The sequence below is a fragment of the Paenibacillus sp. MMO-177 genome (assembly GCF_037147795.1).
Classification (GTDB): domain Bacteria; phylum Bacillota; class Bacilli; order Paenibacillales; family Paenibacillaceae; genus Pristimantibacillus.
Genome location: NZ_JBBCUR010000013.1, coordinates 134,244 through 150,123, shown reverse-complemented (window position 1 = coordinate 150,123; position 15,880 = coordinate 134,244). Strand labels below are relative to the sequence as shown.

The window sequence follows — 15,880 nt, the reverse complement described above, 5'->3', positions numbered from 1 at the left end:
CCGCGTTCCCCGCACACTCTCCGCTAACGAAACTACGTATGCTTATTTGGCCCAAAACAACACAATTCCTAATCTAACGAAACGTGGTAACGCTATTTGGCCGATTTTGAGTAAAAAGAGGCACTTATAGAGGGAGTAACGATATGTAGTTTCGTTAGAGTTCCCAAAACCGCTATTTGGCTGAAATAGCGTGTTACAGTTTCGTTAGAGTTTGCCGCATGGCGGCCGGACGGGAGGGCCGGGTTAGCACGCTCGAGTTTTTTACATTTGCTAAAGCCAAACGAAACGTTCATGCGTCTAATCTATATAAGAGAGAGGTTAAAGCAAAGTAGGTGAGGGGCATTATTAATCTGGTGAGAAAGGCGCAGCGTGGCGACGAGTCCGCGTATCTGGAGCTTTTTCAGCAGTTTGAAGAGGATTTGTATAGGACGGCTTACGTGCATGTGGGGAACGAAGAGGATGCCTTGGATGTCATTCAGGAGACGGCGTACCGGTCGTTCAAGGGGATACGCAAGCTGAAAGAGCCTGCTTATTTCAAAACCTGGCTAATTAAGATTGCGATAAGCTGTTCGATCGATCTGCTGCGCAAACGGAAGAGACAAATTCAATGGAAGCCGGAGTATTTGGAGTCTATAACCGTCAGCGATGAGGAAGATTTTACGTTGTCGATTACGTTAAAGGAACTGGTGGAGGCGCTGGAGCCAGAGGAGAAGAGTGTCGTTATTTTAAGATTTTATTATGATCTTACGATTCGGGAAGTTACGGAAGTATTGGATATCCCGCTAGGCACGGGTAAGACCTTGCTGTATCGGGCGCTAAAAAAGCTAAGGAAACGCGTGGAGGAGGATGGAGATAATGGATACGGGCTCCGATAAAATAAAACAGCAAATGCAGTCCATCCCCATCCCTTCTGAGAAGCTTCGTCATAGGAGACAGCTTGGTATAGAGCTAGCAGGAAGAGAGCGGAGAATGACAATGCGATTAATGCGGGGCTGGACTTCTATTGCTGCTGTAATTATTGTCCTTCTATTATCAGCGGCATTAGTTAACCATACGAAGGTATGGGCGGCTATTCAAAACGCTTTGCAGTTTATACCCGGAACGGGAATGGTGAAAGAAGAGAAGTCCCCGCAAGAACGTTATATTCTGAGCAAGCCGATTACCATAAAGGTTGGGCAAGAGGGGACGATTATTATTAAAGGCATCATGTCCGACCATGAAATGACCTATATCACGATGACCGGGCAAAATACAACCAGATTGAAGGACGTTACTCTTGTTAGTGCACAGGGTGAAGCTATTAAGATGGATACCTCTATGGCTTCTTGGGGCGGAACCTTCTGGACGTCCTCTTTCTGGCATAAAGGAGAACTGGATGTACAGGGAGATATCAAGCTAATGATAGGGGAAGATGCTCCGATAGAAGTACCTATTCATTTAACGAAGGCGGAATCCTTCGACAGCTATTCCGAGCTGGGTCCAACCTCTACAGCAAATGGGCTGTCCATCACGGCTATTACCGATAAGGTAGAGGGAAATGCAAGGGTGTCAATTATTACCCCGCCAAGGCAGGATTTCCGCATCATCGATTACGGGATCCATGGCGTCAACATGCATGATGAAAGTCTCAAGCTGCATGTAGTGAATAAAGCGGGTAAAAAGCTGGGGATCACCACGGTGCAAGGCTTGAGCAGTCCTCAAAGCGAGCTGTATTTTCCGCTTGGCCGCACGCCGGATGAAACCTATACCCTTACGATTCCGGAAATCAACGTCGAATACCAAGAGGAGGTCAAGGTGAAAGTGCCGGCCGAAACCACGGAAAACCTAAACCAAACCTTTGAAATTGCGGGGTATCCGGTTACGATTACTCACGTGGAAAAAACTTCTCCAACGACGCTTAGGGTTTACACGGATTTTCACTATGACGAACAGGCGCCTTCCTCGCTTTACATGATTGGCGCCGAGGAGAGCGGCATGGCGAAGCTTAAGGAGAAAACGGGCGAAGTGGAATACTTGGAATGTACGATAGAACCGGGGAGTAAGCACCTAACGTTGCATATCAACCGACCTGATGTTGTCCTTCGGGGGCCATGGGTGTTTTATTTGCGGCAAAGTGATTTTTCCGATTAAACAAGAAAGAGGCAGCGGAATCCCGCTGCCTCTTTCTTGTTGGCAACCAATTAGAACGAATCAGGGGCTGGAGGCGAATTTCTGCCGGTCACTTCATCATAGAAGTGAGCCTGCGTAACGCTGATGTATGGACACAGCCATAGAAAACCCAGGCCAAAAGGAATCGCGGCCAGGATCGCCCAGCCGATAAAGGTCAGCTGCAGCACGAAGTAGCGCCATTTATTGCCCTTCATAATTTGTTTGCTTTCGTTAATGGCATCCATAACGCCGATATCCGGATTATCCCGCAAAATAAAATACGCTTGCGAGTAGCGGAACGACGCAATAATCCCCGGAATGATAAACAGAAGCGTCCATAGAAGAGTGAATAGTCCGATCATAAAGTACAGGCAGAACGCTTTAATAAAGTGGGCGAAGCCGCTAAAGACTTCCGATACAGGCGGATTTTCTTTCCTGGCAATGCCCAGATAGAAGCTGATGAGTCCAAGTGAGATGGCGCCGCTGATCAGGATGCTGATCACATTGCCGAGTACCGGGATTAAATAGTTGATCAGACCAATAACCGCCACCATTAATATGGCCAGCAGAAAGCCGCCGATCGCTTTTCCCCAATTGCCTCTCAGGCTTTCTCTCGCTCTGGCCCGCAGTTCCGAGTACGATGCGTTCATATGTACCTCCCAAAAAGAATTTTCGAAGAAGCTGCACTTGAAGATGGATAGCCATCTAAATATACGGGGGGAACGGAGCGAACATTCCTGAAAATAAGCAAAAGGATATTTTTTCCGAACAGCGAACTATTAAGCTCATATAGAATTTAGGGGGATAACCAGTGAAGAAGTTTCTCGTTATTAGCCAGATTATTTATTTGCTGTTCCTGATTCCGTGGCTGTTTACGTTTGGGATGTCTTTTATGTCCTTTGACGGCGGCTTTACGGCATTAAACATTTTGTTTGTTCTGGGCATTGGCGTATATCCGCTCTTTATGATCGCCTGCTCGATTGTTGCATGGACTCTTCATCGGCGCTACAAGAGGGCTGCTATTTTAACAAACTGCGTGCCTATGTTATGGGTGGGAAGCATAGGGACATTGCTTTTGTACGCGACATTATCCTAGACGGGGAAAACACACCAATATAACGACATTAACGCAATCATAGGCTGGGCGCTTGAGGCGGTTAACAAGGCTTTTGCTTTCGGTTTGCTGAATGGCACCGGCAACGGAAACTCTGCTCCGGATAAGGAAGTTGCCCGTGCCGAAGCGACTTTAAGGCTAGCCCGTCTGTTCGACAGACCGCTGCAGTAAAACAGAATAAAAAGGCGCCATTTCACTGAATCTATGGCGCCTTTTTATAATAGTGACGGGGAAAGAGCTCTTGTATAATGATACTAGTACCTATTTTCATTTGGATGGAGCTGATCAGATGCTGAAGGGATTAACGCGGGCAGGACTTGGACCAATCGGTGATGACAAAGCTTTTATTGAGCAGGCGGCGCGGTACGGATTTCAATCGGTAGATCTGGATACTGCGAATTTTATTCATACATATGGCTTACTCGGCGCACGGGAATTGCTCGAGGCGAATGGGGTTTCGATAGGCTCATGCGGCTTTCCGGTCGAATGGCGCACGACGGATGAGGCGTTCCGGGACGGGCTGCCTCAGCTGGAGGAGCAGGCGAAAGCCGCAGCACAGCTGGGCTGTACGGCAAGCTGCACGTATATTTTGCCGGCTACGGACTTGTCTCCTGGGATTTTCACCATTCAGGCGGTACGCCGTCTTAGAGAATCTGCAAATATATTAAATAATTACGGCGTTAAGCTGGGGCTTGAGTTTGTTGGACCGCATCATTTGCGTACGGCTTGGAAGTATCCGTTTATCTATTCCATGGAAGACACGCTGGCTTTCGCCGATGCAATCGGTGCTTCGAACGTTGGCCTGCTGCTGGATGCGTACCATTGGTATACTAACGGGCTGGGCACGGAGGATATCGAAAAGCTGTCCCCTGAGCAAATTGTTCATGTTCATATTAACGATGCGAAAGACATTCCGGTCGAGCAAGTGTTGGACAATGACCGCCTGTATCCGGGCGAAGGGGTTATTGATCTGCCTGGTTTCCTGCGCAGCTTGAAGAAGATCGGCTACACCGGCGCGGTTGCGCAAGAAATTCTTGCGCCGGGCGACATCGTCAGCTCGGTCGAGGAAGCGCTTGAGCGCTCCAAAGCCGGGTTTGATAAGGTGTTTGCTAATATCTAATAGAGAAAGGCTCTCCCCTGTAGGGAGAGCTTTTCTCTATTGGGCTGACCTCGGCCGCAATAACGCGTGGCATACTCATCTCCTCCGAAATGACTCTATCGCCCCAAAAAGTAACTTATCAATTGGACTCAGTGACGTAAGCAACTCCTTATTGCCTAGCTGCAGCCACTCTCTATCTCAACTTCATGCAAAAGTGCAGGATATTCGGCGGTTAACCACTAAACTAGCTCATTCTGCTGCAAAAGCGCAGGTTAATCTCGTGAAAAGGGCTTTTAAGTGCTGCAACGAGCGAATGACCTGTACTTTTGCATGACGATGGTGCGCGGCTTCATGGTGGATCACATTTACCTGTACTTCTGCAGTTTGTTGCCGACAGCCCGCCAATAGAGCTCCTCTGCACGAAAACTAGCAACTTTCCATCTAGACCATTCCATCCTTAACGATGCGCCGCATCGTTAAGCTCTCGAAAAAATAACTCTACCCGCCTCTTAACGATGTCGGACATCGTTAAGCCAGCCACAAACGTCAATAATCGGCTCGAAACGGGCAAAATCAGCCTCCTTAACGATACGCCGCATCGTTAAACCCTCGAAAAAGTAACTCTACCAGCCCCTTAACGATGTCGTACATCGTTAAGCCCGCTACTGCAGCTAGTAATCGGCCCGAAACGGGCAAGATTACCTCCTGCACGGGCCCGCCGGCCAGCGCCACCTACACGCCTCACGGAAACACCAGCTGTACCGGCACAACAATATGCCGCGGATCGTAGGTTTGCCCGATTTGGTCCTGCAACAGCATAACCGCGGAGCGGGCGAGCTCTTGCTCGTCCTGCTGGACGTAAGGGACATTAGTGATGTCCGGATTGTCGAAGGAGAATAACTCGACCTCCGTCCGGCGCTCTACCAGCTGGAGCGCCTGCCAGGTCAATCCGGCGATCTCCTCGGTTAGCGTGAAGGCGGCGGTGATGGTTGGATGCGACTTCAGGAAGTCCGTTACGTAATCCAGAGCCCCCTCGCTGCGCAGCACTTCGAGCGGTACATGGCACCAGAGGCTTTTGTCGATGGATTCGCCTTGATCGATATAGGCTTTCTCGAAGCCCGTCGTCCGGTCTTCAATGGCGGTATTCGAATTTTCCGGTGAGATAAGAGCGATATGCCGATGCCCCTTGGATAACAAATGCGTCACCGTCCGGTAGGCACCGCCATCATTATCCGAAGTAATGGTATACGTCTCGATATTGCGCAGGAAACGGTCAATAAACACAAAGGGAAATTTATCGAGAGACAGCCTTAGAAGGGACTCGTTATATTTCTCATCCTCGGTCGGAAACACAATAAGCCCCTGAACGCCGGCATCGACCAAATCGGTAATCGCCCTGGATTCCTCTGCCGCCTGCTCACGGGTAATGCTCAAGACCATCTGGAAGCCGGCTTCCTTCAAATAGAGCTCTATATAGTCAACAAGCTTCTGGATAACGGTTGTTTTCATCGTAGGAATAATGAAGCCGACAAGAGGGACTAGGACGGGCTCGGGCCCTGGAGCAGGCACCTTCACTTCGACAGGCTTCAAGTCGGCGGCAACAAACGTTCCTTTGCCCTGAATACGCGTGACGAGTCCTTCATCCGCTAACTCCGTCAATGCATTCTTAACGGTAATCTTGCTGACCTTGAATTCATCCATTAATTCCTGCTCGGAAGGAATGCGATCCAGCGGGCGGAGCTGTCCGGAAGCAATTCGTTTTCTAATCTCAATCTGGATTTGCTTGTACAGAGCTGTCTTTTTCATGAAGGCACCTACTCTCAATAAATAAATATGTTTTTATAACCAATTGGATATATAAATAATACTTTACGCCTATTATAATCTAATTGTGAAGCGCTTACAATGGCTCAGGTAACAAAAAGCTTAACCAATATGTGAGGGGGAAACGTCAAATGAAAAAAGGGATTACGTTAACAGCAACCTTGGCATTGGCACTCATGTTGGTCTTATCCGCTTGCAGCAGTTCCGGGGGTTCCTCGGGCAAAGCAACCAAGGTTGTCTTTTGGACTTTTAATGAGCTTCATCAGAAATTTTTCGAAAGCATGGCAGACAAATGGAATGAAGCGCATCCGGACGAAAAGATTAAGCTGGTAGCCACCACATTCCCGTACGACGATAACCACAACAAACTGCAGGTTGCGCTGCAATCCGGCAAAGGCGCGCCAGACATGGCCGACATCGAGATCAGCAAAATCGGCAACTTCCTCAAGGGCGAACCGCAGCTTGTTCCGCTTAACGACATCGTGGAACCGAATAAAGACAATCTGGTTATGTCCCGTCTCGACAATTATGCGAAGGACGGCAATTACTACGGCATCGACTATCACGTAGGTGCGCAGGTCATTTACTACAATAAAGAAATTCTTGATCAAGCCGGCGTAGACCCTGACAAAATCATCACTTGGGATGATTACGAAGCCGCAGGCAAGCAAGTGCTGGAGAAAACAGGCAAACCGATGGGTACGGTTGAAACCACCGACCAATGGTCGTTCTGGCCTTTGGTTGTCGAACATGGATCGGACTTCCTTGATAAAGACGGCAACGTAACGCTTAACGATCCGGCGAATGTGGAAGTGCTGACTTATCTGCAGAAGCTCGTAAAAGAAAAAGTAGCCGTTGTCGCGCCAGGCGGCTTCCACCACTCGGAAGAGTACTACGGCTTTATGAACGGCGGCGGCGCAGCTTCGGTCTGGATGCCGATGTGGTACATGGGCCGCTTCACGGACTACATGCCTGACCTGAAAGGCAAAATCGTCATCAAGCCAATGCCTGTCTTCAAACAAGGCGAAATGCGTTCCTCCGGCATGGGCGGTACGGGTACCGTTATCACGAACCAATCCAAAAACCAAGAGCTCGTGAAGAAATTCCTGGAGTACGCAAAAGTATCCAAAGAAGGCACAATCGAGATCTGGAAGCAGCTTGGCTTTGACCCGATCCGTACGGATGCATGGACGGATCCGGCTATGAACGAATCGAACAAATATACCGACTACTTCGGCAAAGATATTTTCACCTTCCTCAGCAGCCTGAAGGACGAAATCGCTCCTACAAACATCAAAGAGAAAACGCCTGCCGTATCCGACGTGATTAAGACAAAAGCAATGTTCCAGGCGCTGAACGACCTGAAGGATCCGAAGCAGGTGCTGGACGATGCAGCTGCGAGCATTAAATAGAAACCGCGTTTTTCCTAACCTGGCATCATTATTTAGTTAGCAATACCGCTTCGCTGGAGGGCTGCTTGCCTAGTCCTTCGGCGAAGTGAACCTGATCAGGAAGGAGCGAGTGAGCGTCCATATGAAAAAGATACTATACAATCAGCGAGTCGCCCCTTATGTTTTTGTGCTGCCGTTTGTGCTTTCGCTTGCGATCTTTTTCGTCTATCCGGTCTTATCGACCTTTATCATGAGCTTTCAGGAAGTGCTTCCCGGCCAGACGCATTTCATCGGCTTAGAAAACTACAGGAATCTATGGGATGATTCCTTTTATACCGCGCTTTGGAACAGCTCGAAATACACGTTCTGGACGATTCTTGTTCTTATTCCGCTGCCGCTTGTCCTTGCCGTCTTTCTGAACTCCAAGTTTATGAAATTTAGCGCCTTTTTCCGCTCTACGCTGTTTCTGCCGGCTCTTACATCGGTCGTGGTAGCGGGGATCGTCTTCCGTCTCGTATTCGGATCCTTGGATAATTCCGTGATGAATACAATCCGCCATGTTTTTGGCATGGAGACGATTAACTGGCTGGGCAGCAGCGCAACCGGCATGCTCGTTCTCGTTATTCTCGCCACGTGGCGTTACGCAGGCATTAATATCGTCTATTTCATGTCGGCGTTGCAGTCGATTCCAAGCGAGCTCTATGAATCCGCAAGCATTGACGGCGCGAACACCTGGAACAAATTCTGGCGGATTACGCTGCCGCTGCTCAAGCCAATCGCGATCTATGTCATTACCATCAGCATTTACGGCGGCTACTCGATGTTTACGGAAAGCTTCATCCTGTGGAGCGGCAACCATTCGCCTAACGACATCGGTCTGACGATGATTGGCCTGTTATACCGCAACGGCATCGAGAAAAACAATCTTGGTCTCGGCTCCGCAATCGGCATGATTCTGCTGCTGCTCACCATGATTCTTAATGTCGTGCAGCTTCGCTTATTCGGCTTGTTTAAGAAGGAGGATTGAACATGAGCGCCAAATGGAATCGTCCTCAAACCTGGCTTTTGCTGCTTGTATTTGTTCTGTTTGCAGCTTTGTCGGTCTTTCCGTTCTACAGCCTGCTGCTTGCGTCATTCAAGCCGTCCAAGGAACTGCTGCGCTTTGGCCTGAATATCAGGCTTCAGCCGGAATTGCTATCGTTCCATAACTATTCGTTTATCTTCTCAAGCGGAGCGGAGAAATACCTGATCTGGTATAAAAACAGCCTGGTGATTACGGTTGTCTACACCGTATTCTGCATGCTGCTCTCCTCCATGGTTGGTTACGGCCTTGCGATGTACCGGTTCAGAGGCCGCAATATCGTGTTCCTGTTCGTCCTGCTCGTTATGATGGTGCCGGTAGAGATTATCATGCTGCCGCTGTACAAGCAGATGATCGCGATGAACCTGATTAATACGTTTAGCGGCGTCATCCTGCCGTTTGTGGTATCGCCTCTGCCGATCTTCTTCTTCCGCCAATATGCGGCGGGGCTGCCGAAGGATTTCATGGATGCGGGCAGAATCGACGGGTGCTCGGAATACGGCATTTTCTTCAAAATCTTCGTGCCGCTTATGACTCCTGCCTTTGGCGCGATGATTATCGTGCAGGCGCTTGCCAGCTGGAACAGCTTCGTATGGCCGCTTATCGTGCTGAACGCGGGCGAGAAGCTGACGCTGCCAATCGGTTTGTCCAGTCTCGTGACGCCTTACGGCAACAATTACGACATTCTTATTGCCGGCTCCGTGCTGGCGATTGTGCCGATTATGATCGTCTTTATTTTCTTCCAGCGCTATTTCGTCTCCGGCTTAACCGTGGGTGGCGTTAAGGGTTAATGACCAATATTAATAGAAGCAGGTGACAGGATGGGAGTCCACCAATCGGAAATTAACGGAGTTAAACCACTTATTGAACAAAGAGCAGACCCTTTCATTTATAGACATACGGATGGCTGCTATTACTTTGTCGCTTCGGTCCCCGAGTATGACCGCATTGAAATCCGCAAGGCAGATACGATTCAAGGACTTGCGGAGGCGGTGCCGGCCGTTGTTTGGAGAAAGCATGAGACTGGACGGTTAAGCGCGAATATTTGGGCGCCGGAGCTGTATTTTATCGATGGCAAATGGTACGTCTATTTCGCGGCGGCGCATACCACGGATACAAAGGATGGCCTGTTCGATCACCGGATGTTTGTCCTTGAATGCGCAAGCGCCAATCCGCTCGAAGGCGAGTGGGAGGAGAAGGGGCAGGTCCGCACGGCTTGGGAGAGCTTCTCGCTTGACGGTACAACCTTCGAGCATAATGGCGAACTTTATTACGTATGGGCGCAGAAGGACTCCTCTATTGAAGGGAACTCCAATCTTTACATTTCGAAAATGAGCAATCCATGGACGCTTGCCGGCAAGCAAACGATGATTTCTATTCCGGACCTGGACTGGGAAAGAATCGGCTTTAAGGTGAATGAGGGGCCAGCCTTTATCCGTAAAGGAGACCGCGTCTTCCTGTCCTACTCCGCAAGCGCAACGGACTTCAACTATTGCATGGGAATTTTGGAAGCTTCCGCCGATGCGGATTTGCTTGATGCGGCATCCTGGGACAAATCGCCAGTACCGGTGCTGACAACCGATGAGCAGCTTGGCCTGTATGGACCCGGCCATAATAACTTTACGGTAGCAGAGGACGGTACAACCGCGCTGTTTGTCTTCCATGCCAGAACGTACAAAGAGATTATTGGCGATCCATTGTACGACCCGAACCGTCATACCTTTGTCGCGGAGCTGAAGTGGACCGAAGACGGAAGACCGGATTTCCGGGCATCCGTTGCGGCAATGGCAGGACGTGGCGAGGAAGCGGCGTTATAGACAAGGGGATTTAAACAAAACCAAATGGCTGTTCCAAAAGTCAATGAAGAAGACTTTTGGGACAGCCATTTGACGTTTAAATTGATTTTCCCTTTATCAAGCTACACTGGATTTCTTACAGCATAACGGAGGGGTATGCCTATCCTATCAGGAACGCTATTTCGATTGCGATACCGACTTGAACCAGTCGTTAACTTCCTGCGTGATTTGATCGCCGCCGTTGGATTTCCAGCTGGAGACGAAGGTATCAAACGCGTCAATCGGAAGCTTGTTGTAAATGATCTTGTTGAACGTCTCCAGCTCGGACTGGCGGAGGAGGTTCCATTTGGAGATCATCGTTGGCGTAGCCGCGCCGGTGAAGTAGTTCTGTTTGCGGACGTCGATCTGCGACATAACGACCTTCGCGGCGTACCAATTCTCCGGCTTGCGGAATTCGAACAGCTGTTTCTCGTAAGGCGTTTCCGGCTTATTGCCGTCCGCCAGCTTCACCAGCGTCTTCATGTACAAGTCCGGAATACGGGCAGGGCCAGTGATGAACTGGAAGTCGTTGTTGAAATCCTTGATTTTCGACTGGTCGCTTGTTGGTTGTCCGTCGACGACATCCCAGTCGTAGCCTTTGGCGAAGCCGTACTCATATTCGCTGCCAACGGCCGGGTTCGCGAGATTATCCAGCAAGTAGTTGTAGTAAAGGATGATGGCTTCCGGGTGCTCGGCGTTTTTGTTGATCATAAAGCTGCTGTTAACGCCGGAGTTTTGCCATTTCGTGCCGATCTTGCCGTCTGGTCCAGCAGGAACCGGATAAGCTTTGTATTTGGCGCCTTTTACGTTCTTGAGAAGGTCGGGAGCCGGCCAGTCCGGAACCCAGTTCGCGCCAGGCAAGACGCCTGCGTTGCCTTTGGTCCAGATTTCGGCGGACTTGCCTTCATCCCACAGGGCAGCGTCCGGATGAATGTAGCCTTTTTGCATCCATTCCTGCATTTTCGCGAGCGCTTGTTTGGCGCCCGGATTTACGGAGCCGTATTCCAGGTTGCCGTTAGCATCCTTGTTCCATTGCTCTTCAATCGTGCCGTAAGCGCCGAACAGCCAATCCAGGCCGCCCATCCATGTATTCGTGTTGTTCTTAAGCGAGACGGCGAGCGGATAAACATCCTTTGCAGCCAGGCCGTCCGGGTTCTCGTTCTTGAACTTATCCAGAATGTTCTCGAGATCCGCGATGGTTTTCGGAGCCTGCAGATTCAGCTTCTCCATCCAGTCCTCGCGCAGCCATAGCACGGTATCGTCGTTATCGGTGTATTCCATAATAGGAAGGTTCCACTTTTTGCCGTCCTTGGTGAACGGGTACCACAGCTCCGGATGCTTAGCCGCGTGGTCTTTCCAGGTTTGGTTGGCGTACTTGTCGAACAGCTCGTCGATTGGCATAAATTCGCCGGAATCGATCAGCTGGTTGGTCAGGACCGGATCGGTCGGCACCATAATGAAGTCGGGCAGCTTCTCTCCGGAAGTCAGGGCAAGCTGGAGCTGCTGCTTGTATTGGTCGCTGCCCGCCGGGAACCAGGTATCCTTGCTCAGCTTAATGCCAAGCTTCTCCTCCATAAAGCGGGTGTGAACGTTGTTTTCCTTGGTTTCGCCCTCTCTATACTTCTTCGGCATAAGAATGGTGCTGATCTCGATCGGCGGGTCATATTTGCCCGCGGCAAAGGCCTTGTCGGCAGCGGATTGCTCTGCGGATGCCGTAGCGGAAGGGCTTGCTCCGGCATTAGCGGAAGGACTTGCGTTGTTTCCGCCGTTATTATTCGAGCAGCCGGCCAGAACGACGAGCGACACGGCAGCAGGTACGAGCCAATTTCTCTTGAGTTTGCTCATTTATCTATCCCCCAACGTTGTTTGGTGTCTTCATGTGTAACTCTATCAAGAGTTCGGGGACGGCATCTATATGGCGATATTAGTTTTCGTAGGATTCTCTTAGGCTGCTCACGCAAAATCAACGTCCATCCCGATATTCCTGCGGAGTCACATCGAACTGCCGCTTGAACACCTTGATGAAGTAAGCGGGATCCAGATAGCCGATGTCGGCGCTGATTTCGTAGATCTTCTTATCGGTCGCCTTCAGCAGGTGACAGGCGCGTTCCATCCGAACGGAGGCTACGTAGTCGCTGATTCCTTCTCCGGTCTCCAGCTTATAGATCTTCGACAGGTGAGTAGGGTGCAGGTTGACGTAATCCGCCAGCGCACGCAGCGAAACATCGAGATGGAGATGCTTGTCCACGTAATCCCTGATCTTCTGCACATACAAGGAACGGGCGTTCTTTGCTTCATGAGCCGTTCCTTCCCGCAGCTTCGCCAGAGCGTTAAGCGACCATTTCCTCAGCTTGCCGATCGAGGCGAAGGCCTCACCGCTTTGCAGCAGCTCCATATCCGGCCCAATCAAGTCGGCCAAGGTATGGCCGCTGCGATGGGCAAGATGCATGAAGGCGGAGCTGATCGTATAGCCCATCTCGAGGCAGTGCTCCCACGACTCGGAGCCTTTGTCCTCCAGCTCGTCGAACGCCGCGGCAAGCTTGTCCTCTGCCGCATCCCAGCGGCCGGCTTCCGCGAGGTTGAGGAGCCCGGGATGACCGTGAATAACGTCTAGCGCGCCGAAAGCCGCCGCTTTCCTCGTACCGTCCACCTTCATGACAAACTCCTGTTCATCCCCGACGATTTGCCGGAAGTAGGAGACGGCCTGCCGGTATTGCTCCGGCAGCTCTTCGGGGAAGAGGAACGTATCGGTCACCACGATGGAAACGGCACCCTTCAGGAACTGCTTCACCTTGGCCTGTATCTGCATGGCGAGCTTCTCGAGCAGGATGTCGGGCCGATCTACCGCCGGATGCTCCTTGGCTTGCAGCAGAAAGGCCAAGTATCCGTGTTCCTCCTTGACGCTCCACACACCCATAAACTCCTGAAGAATCTCTTCGGCAATATTCATAATGGCGTATTCCACAAGATGCTGCCCGTTGTCCCGATATTGACCGAACTCCTCCTCCAGACGCACGAGCGCCAGCGCGCAGCTCCCGCTCCGGAACGGCAAGCCGTACATATCCAGCTTACGCGTCCATTCTTCCTCAGGCATCCTTTCTCCCCGGAAGGCTCCGAGAAGCAGCTGCCCTCTAAGGAGCGGGAGGTTCTCCCGCAGGGCAAACTGCGTTCGTTCTTGGGAACTGATGCTTTCCCATTCCGCCTTAAGCTGATCGATCGCGGTTTGCGCGGCGCCAAGCAGCTCCTCGTTGGTCGGCGGCTTCAGTAAATAGTCTACGGCATGGTGCCGAAGCGCTTCCTTGGCGTATTCGAAGTCGGCATGGCCGGACAGGATAATGCACTTGATTCGCTTGTCCTGCTCCCGAATCCGTTCAATGAGCTCGATCCCGGTCATTTCCGGCATAAGCACGTCCGAAATCACGATATCGATCGGATTCGTGCCGATGATTTGCAGCGCTTCGCGGGCGGAATAGGCGCGGTGGACCTGCTCGATCCCAAGCGTATGCCACGGCTTATGCATGGACAGGTTCTCAACCCAGTGGGCTTCGTCGTCTACGATTAACAATTGCATGGAAGAGCCTCCTTGTATGTGTGCAGCGTAATTGGGATTATGAAGCTTCCTTCGGAATCTCCCATACGATCTCGGTCCGGAAGCCTCCAAGCTCGGAAGAAGAGAAGGACAGGGAGGAGCGGGGACCAAAGCAATGGATAATCCGCTGATTGGTGTTCCAAAGCCCATACCCCATATCCTCCTGCATGGGGCCCCTCATTTTTTGATTCATCAGCTCCAGCTTTTCTCCATCCAGGCCGGGTCCGTCGTCATCGACGAAGATTCGCCAGAAGCCGCCGTCGATCCGTCCGGTGATGCGAATCTCCCCGGAGGAATAGGATTTGCTTACCCCGTGAATAACGGCGTTCTCCACCAGGGGCTGAAGCATAAGTCTCGGAACCTGCTGTCCCCGCATCTCTTCCGGAATGTCGATGGAATAATGGATCCGGCCGTTTCGCATTTTTTGAATATCCAGGTAGTTGACGATAAGCTGAATCTCGTCCTGAAGGCTGGATACCGGCTTCTCCATCCGGGTGATGTAACGATAATACGAGCTAAGGCTGTAGCCCATCTTGACGACGGCCTCTTCGTCCTTCATCTGCGCCATGTTAATCATGTATCCCAGACAGTTGTATAAAAAATGGGGATTGATCTGCGCCTGCAGCTGCTTCATCGTTGCTTCCTGCGCGATCAGCCGCTCCTTCAGCACGTTGTCGATCAACGTCTCGATCTGCGCCGACATATCGTTGAACCGATAGAACAGGAAGGTAAATTCGCTGTTCGCCTTGGCGTGGATACGAGCCGAGAAATCGCCAAGCTGAACCTTCTTGAGTCCGCGGATGAGCTTCAGGATCGGGCGCTGTACGTCGCGGTAGAGCACGATCGAGAAGAAAGCTCCGATTACGAGCAAGAGTGCCATGGACAGGTAAAACAGATTCCGGCTGAACGAGATCGGGCCGAGAATTTGGTCAAGAGGCACCGGATCAACGAGATACCACTCCAGCTGCGGTGACTTCACCAGGCTGACGAGATAGCTTTGCCCGTTCAGCTTGATCGTCTTCTGCATCGAATCCTCCAGCTTCTGGCCGTCCAAGTAACGAGTCAGCTCCTCCGCAAGCTCCGGGGAGGCGCTTCTGTTCAGAATCGGCTTCTGGCCCGGGGCGTAGAAGAGGGGATCGCCTTGTCCGCCTTCCTTGTACGTATCCAGCATATTCTGGATGTTCGAGGCGCCAAAGCTGGCTCCGACGACCAGATTGCTTCCCGTAAGCTTCTGCTGGCCAAGCGAGTCGGCGTAATACCAGCGGAATGCCATTCCTTCCGTCCCCGTCGCGCCTTCGCTATAGGTCCAGTTCTTCGATATATGGCGCTTTAGATAATTCTCGTCGTACGCAACGCTTGTGCTGGAATTTGAGAGCGCTTCCTTGTGCAGCTGCGAATACACCGTGAACTCGACCGGCCAGATGTTGACGACGCCGGACTGAAGCGCCATTTTCTCCAAGACCATATATCTCGTCTGCATCCAGTCGTAGTTATCGTCCCAGATGTTAAGCCCGTTGTACTTCTGCACGTTGGGATCCTTCGAAAAGGTAAACACGAAATCCATCGTCTGGTTAATCCGGGATTCAATCTGGCTGGACAGGAAGCTGAGCTGCTTGATGTTCGAGTTGCGGATCTCCTTGCCGATGACGCCGGTGGCGACATTATTGGAATAAGCGAATAAAATACCGATTGGTATAAAAAGCAGGATAATGAGTCCCAAGTATTTGACGAACAGGCTGATTTGCAATGGCTGTCTCGTTTTGTTCATAGATTCCGTTCCCCCCGGAGATATGCCTAAC

The 15,880-nt window shown here is 51.0% G+C and carries 14 protein-coding genes; 9 read left to right on the top strand and 5 right to left on the bottom strand.

Annotated features, from left to right (window positions below):
* Nucleotides 1-332: 332 nt before the first annotated feature.
* Both WFK81_RS27580 and WFK81_RS27575 read left to right on the top strand, forming a co-directional pair.
* Complete coding sequence (locus tag WFK81_RS27580) at nucleotides 333-875, top strand: sigma-70 family RNA polymerase sigma factor (RefSeq protein WP_336790263.1); 543 nt, start codon at nucleotides 333-335, stop codon at nucleotides 873-875.
* A gap of 94 nt (nucleotides 876-969) precedes the next feature.
* The gene (locus tag WFK81_RS27575) at nucleotides 970-2,130 is read left to right on the top strand and encodes a hypothetical protein (RefSeq protein WP_336790261.1); all 1,161 of its coding nucleotides are present in this window, start codon (nucleotides 970-972) and stop codon (nucleotides 2,128-2,130) included.
* Between the two features lie 50 nt (nucleotides 2,131-2,180).
* Here the strand turns inward: WFK81_RS27575 and WFK81_RS27570 are convergent, their stop codons facing one another.
* Entirely contained in the window at nucleotides 2,181-2,798 is a 618-nt protein-coding gene (locus WFK81_RS27570; RefSeq protein WP_336790259.1) for a DUF975 family protein, read from the bottom strand.
* Between the two features lie 161 nt (nucleotides 2,799-2,959).
* Between WFK81_RS27570 and WFK81_RS27565 the strand changes: the two genes are divergently transcribed.
* The 3 genes from WFK81_RS27565 to WFK81_RS27555 all read left to right on the top strand — a co-directional run bounded on the left by WFK81_RS27565 (nucleotide 2,960) and on the right by WFK81_RS27555 (nucleotide 4,382).
* Nucleotides 2,960-3,244 (top strand): hypothetical protein, encoded by a 285-nt coding sequence (locus WFK81_RS27565; protein ID WP_336790257.1) that lies wholly within the window; start codon nucleotides 2,960-2,962, stop codon nucleotides 3,242-3,244.
* 27 nt (nucleotides 3,245-3,271) lie between these two features.
* Nucleotides 3,272-3,433, top strand: a complete 162-nt coding sequence (locus WFK81_RS27560) for an S-layer homology domain-containing protein (protein WP_336790273.1) — start codon at nucleotides 3,272-3,274, stop codon at nucleotides 3,431-3,433.
* 118 nt (nucleotides 3,434-3,551) lie between these two features.
* Entirely contained in the window at nucleotides 3,552-4,382 is an 831-nt protein-coding gene (locus WFK81_RS27555; protein ID WP_336790255.1) for a sugar phosphate isomerase/epimerase family protein, read from the top strand.
* 720 nt (nucleotides 4,383-5,102) lie between these two features.
* Here WFK81_RS27555 and WFK81_RS27550 read toward each other — a convergent pair.
* Nucleotides 5,103-6,167 carry a GntR family transcriptional regulator gene (locus tag WFK81_RS27550; RefSeq protein ID WP_336790253.1) on the bottom strand — a complete coding sequence of 355 codons (1,065 nt, stop codon included), beginning with the start codon at nucleotides 6,165-6,167 and terminating at the stop codon, nucleotides 5,103-5,105.
* 149 nt (nucleotides 6,168-6,316) lie between these two features.
* On the opposite strand from WFK81_RS27550, the gene WFK81_RS27545 reads away from it, so the two are divergent.
* From WFK81_RS27545 to WFK81_RS27530, 4 genes are all read left to right on the top strand, one after another.
* Nucleotides 6,317-7,597, top strand: a complete 1,281-nt coding sequence (locus WFK81_RS27545) for an ABC transporter substrate-binding protein (protein WP_442956103.1) — start codon at nucleotides 6,317-6,319, stop codon at nucleotides 7,595-7,597.
* Between the two features lie 121 nt (nucleotides 7,598-7,718).
* Nucleotides 7,719-8,603 carry a carbohydrate ABC transporter permease gene (locus tag WFK81_RS27540; RefSeq protein ID WP_336790251.1) on the top strand — a complete coding sequence of 295 codons (885 nt, stop codon included), beginning with the start codon at nucleotides 7,719-7,721 and terminating at the stop codon, nucleotides 8,601-8,603.
* A 2-nt stretch (nucleotides 8,604-8,605) separates the two neighbouring features.
* Nucleotides 8,606-9,448 (top strand): carbohydrate ABC transporter permease, encoded by an 843-nt coding sequence (locus WFK81_RS27535; RefSeq protein WP_336790249.1) that lies wholly within the window; start codon nucleotides 8,606-8,608, stop codon nucleotides 9,446-9,448.
* Nucleotides 9,449-9,478: 30 nt separating this feature from the next.
* The gene (locus WFK81_RS27530; RefSeq protein ID WP_336790247.1) at nucleotides 9,479-10,474 is read left to right on the top strand and encodes a glycoside hydrolase family 43 protein; all 996 of its coding nucleotides are present in this window, start codon (nucleotides 9,479-9,481) and stop codon (nucleotides 10,472-10,474) included.
* A 156-nt stretch (nucleotides 10,475-10,630) separates the two neighbouring features.
* On the opposite strand, the gene WFK81_RS27525 is transcribed toward WFK81_RS27530, so the two are convergent.
* From WFK81_RS27525 to WFK81_RS27515, 3 genes are all read right to left on the bottom strand, one after another.
* Nucleotides 10,631-12,337 carry an extracellular solute-binding protein gene (locus WFK81_RS27525; RefSeq protein ID WP_336790245.1) on the bottom strand — a complete coding sequence of 569 codons (1,707 nt, stop codon included), beginning with the start codon at nucleotides 12,335-12,337 and terminating at the stop codon, nucleotides 10,631-10,633.
* A 118-nt stretch (nucleotides 12,338-12,455) separates the two neighbouring features.
* On the bottom strand, nucleotides 12,456-14,063 hold the full coding sequence (locus tag WFK81_RS27520) for a response regulator transcription factor (protein WP_336790243.1): 1,608 nt from the start codon (nucleotides 14,061-14,063) through the stop codon (nucleotides 12,456-12,458).
* A 37-nt stretch (nucleotides 14,064-14,100) separates the two neighbouring features.
* Nucleotides 14,101-15,849: a sensor histidine kinase gene (locus WFK81_RS27515; protein WP_336790241.1), complete on the bottom strand. Its 1,749-nt coding sequence runs from the start codon at nucleotides 15,847-15,849 to the stop codon at nucleotides 14,101-14,103.
* Between the last annotated feature and the right edge of the window lie 31 nt (nucleotides 15,850-15,880).

Excerpts from the sequence above, each read along its gene's own strand:
- WFK81_RS27575 (WP_336790261.1), top strand. The coding sequence starts at position 970 with ATGACAATGCGATTAATGCGGGGCTGGACTTCTATTGCTGCTGTAATT.
- WFK81_RS27520 (WP_336790243.1), bottom strand. The coding sequence starts at position 14,063 with ATGCAATTGTTAATCGTAGACGACGAAGCCCACTGGGTTGAGAACCTG.
- WFK81_RS27530 (WP_336790247.1), top strand. The coding sequence starts at position 9,479 with ATGGGAGTCCACCAATCGGAAATTAACGGAGTTAAACCACTTATTGAA.
- WFK81_RS27515 (WP_336790241.1), bottom strand. The coding sequence starts at position 15,849 with ATGAACAAAACGAGACAGCCATTGCAAATCAGCCTGTTCGTCAAATAC.
- WFK81_RS27555 (WP_336790255.1), top strand. The coding sequence starts at position 3,552 with ATGCTGAAGGGATTAACGCGGGCAGGACTTGGACCAATCGGTGATGAC.
- WFK81_RS27550 (WP_336790253.1), bottom strand. The coding sequence starts at position 6,167 with ATGAAAAAGACAGCTCTGTACAAGCAAATCCAGATTGAGATTAGAAAA.
- WFK81_RS27540 (WP_336790251.1), top strand. The coding sequence starts at position 7,719 with ATGAAAAAGATACTATACAATCAGCGAGTCGCCCCTTATGTTTTTGTG.
- WFK81_RS27545 (WP_442956103.1), top strand. The coding sequence starts at position 6,317 with ATGAAAAAAGGGATTACGTTAACAGCAACCTTGGCATTGGCACTCATG.
- WFK81_RS27570 (WP_336790259.1), bottom strand. The coding sequence starts at position 2,798 with ATGAACGCATCGTACTCGGAACTGCGGGCCAGAGCGAGAGAAAGCCTG.
- WFK81_RS27535 (WP_336790249.1), top strand. The coding sequence starts at position 8,606 with ATGAGCGCCAAATGGAATCGTCCTCAAACCTGGCTTTTGCTGCTTGTA.
- WFK81_RS27525 (WP_336790245.1), bottom strand. The coding sequence starts at position 12,337 with ATGAGCAAACTCAAGAGAAATTGGCTCGTACCTGCTGCCGTGTCGCTC.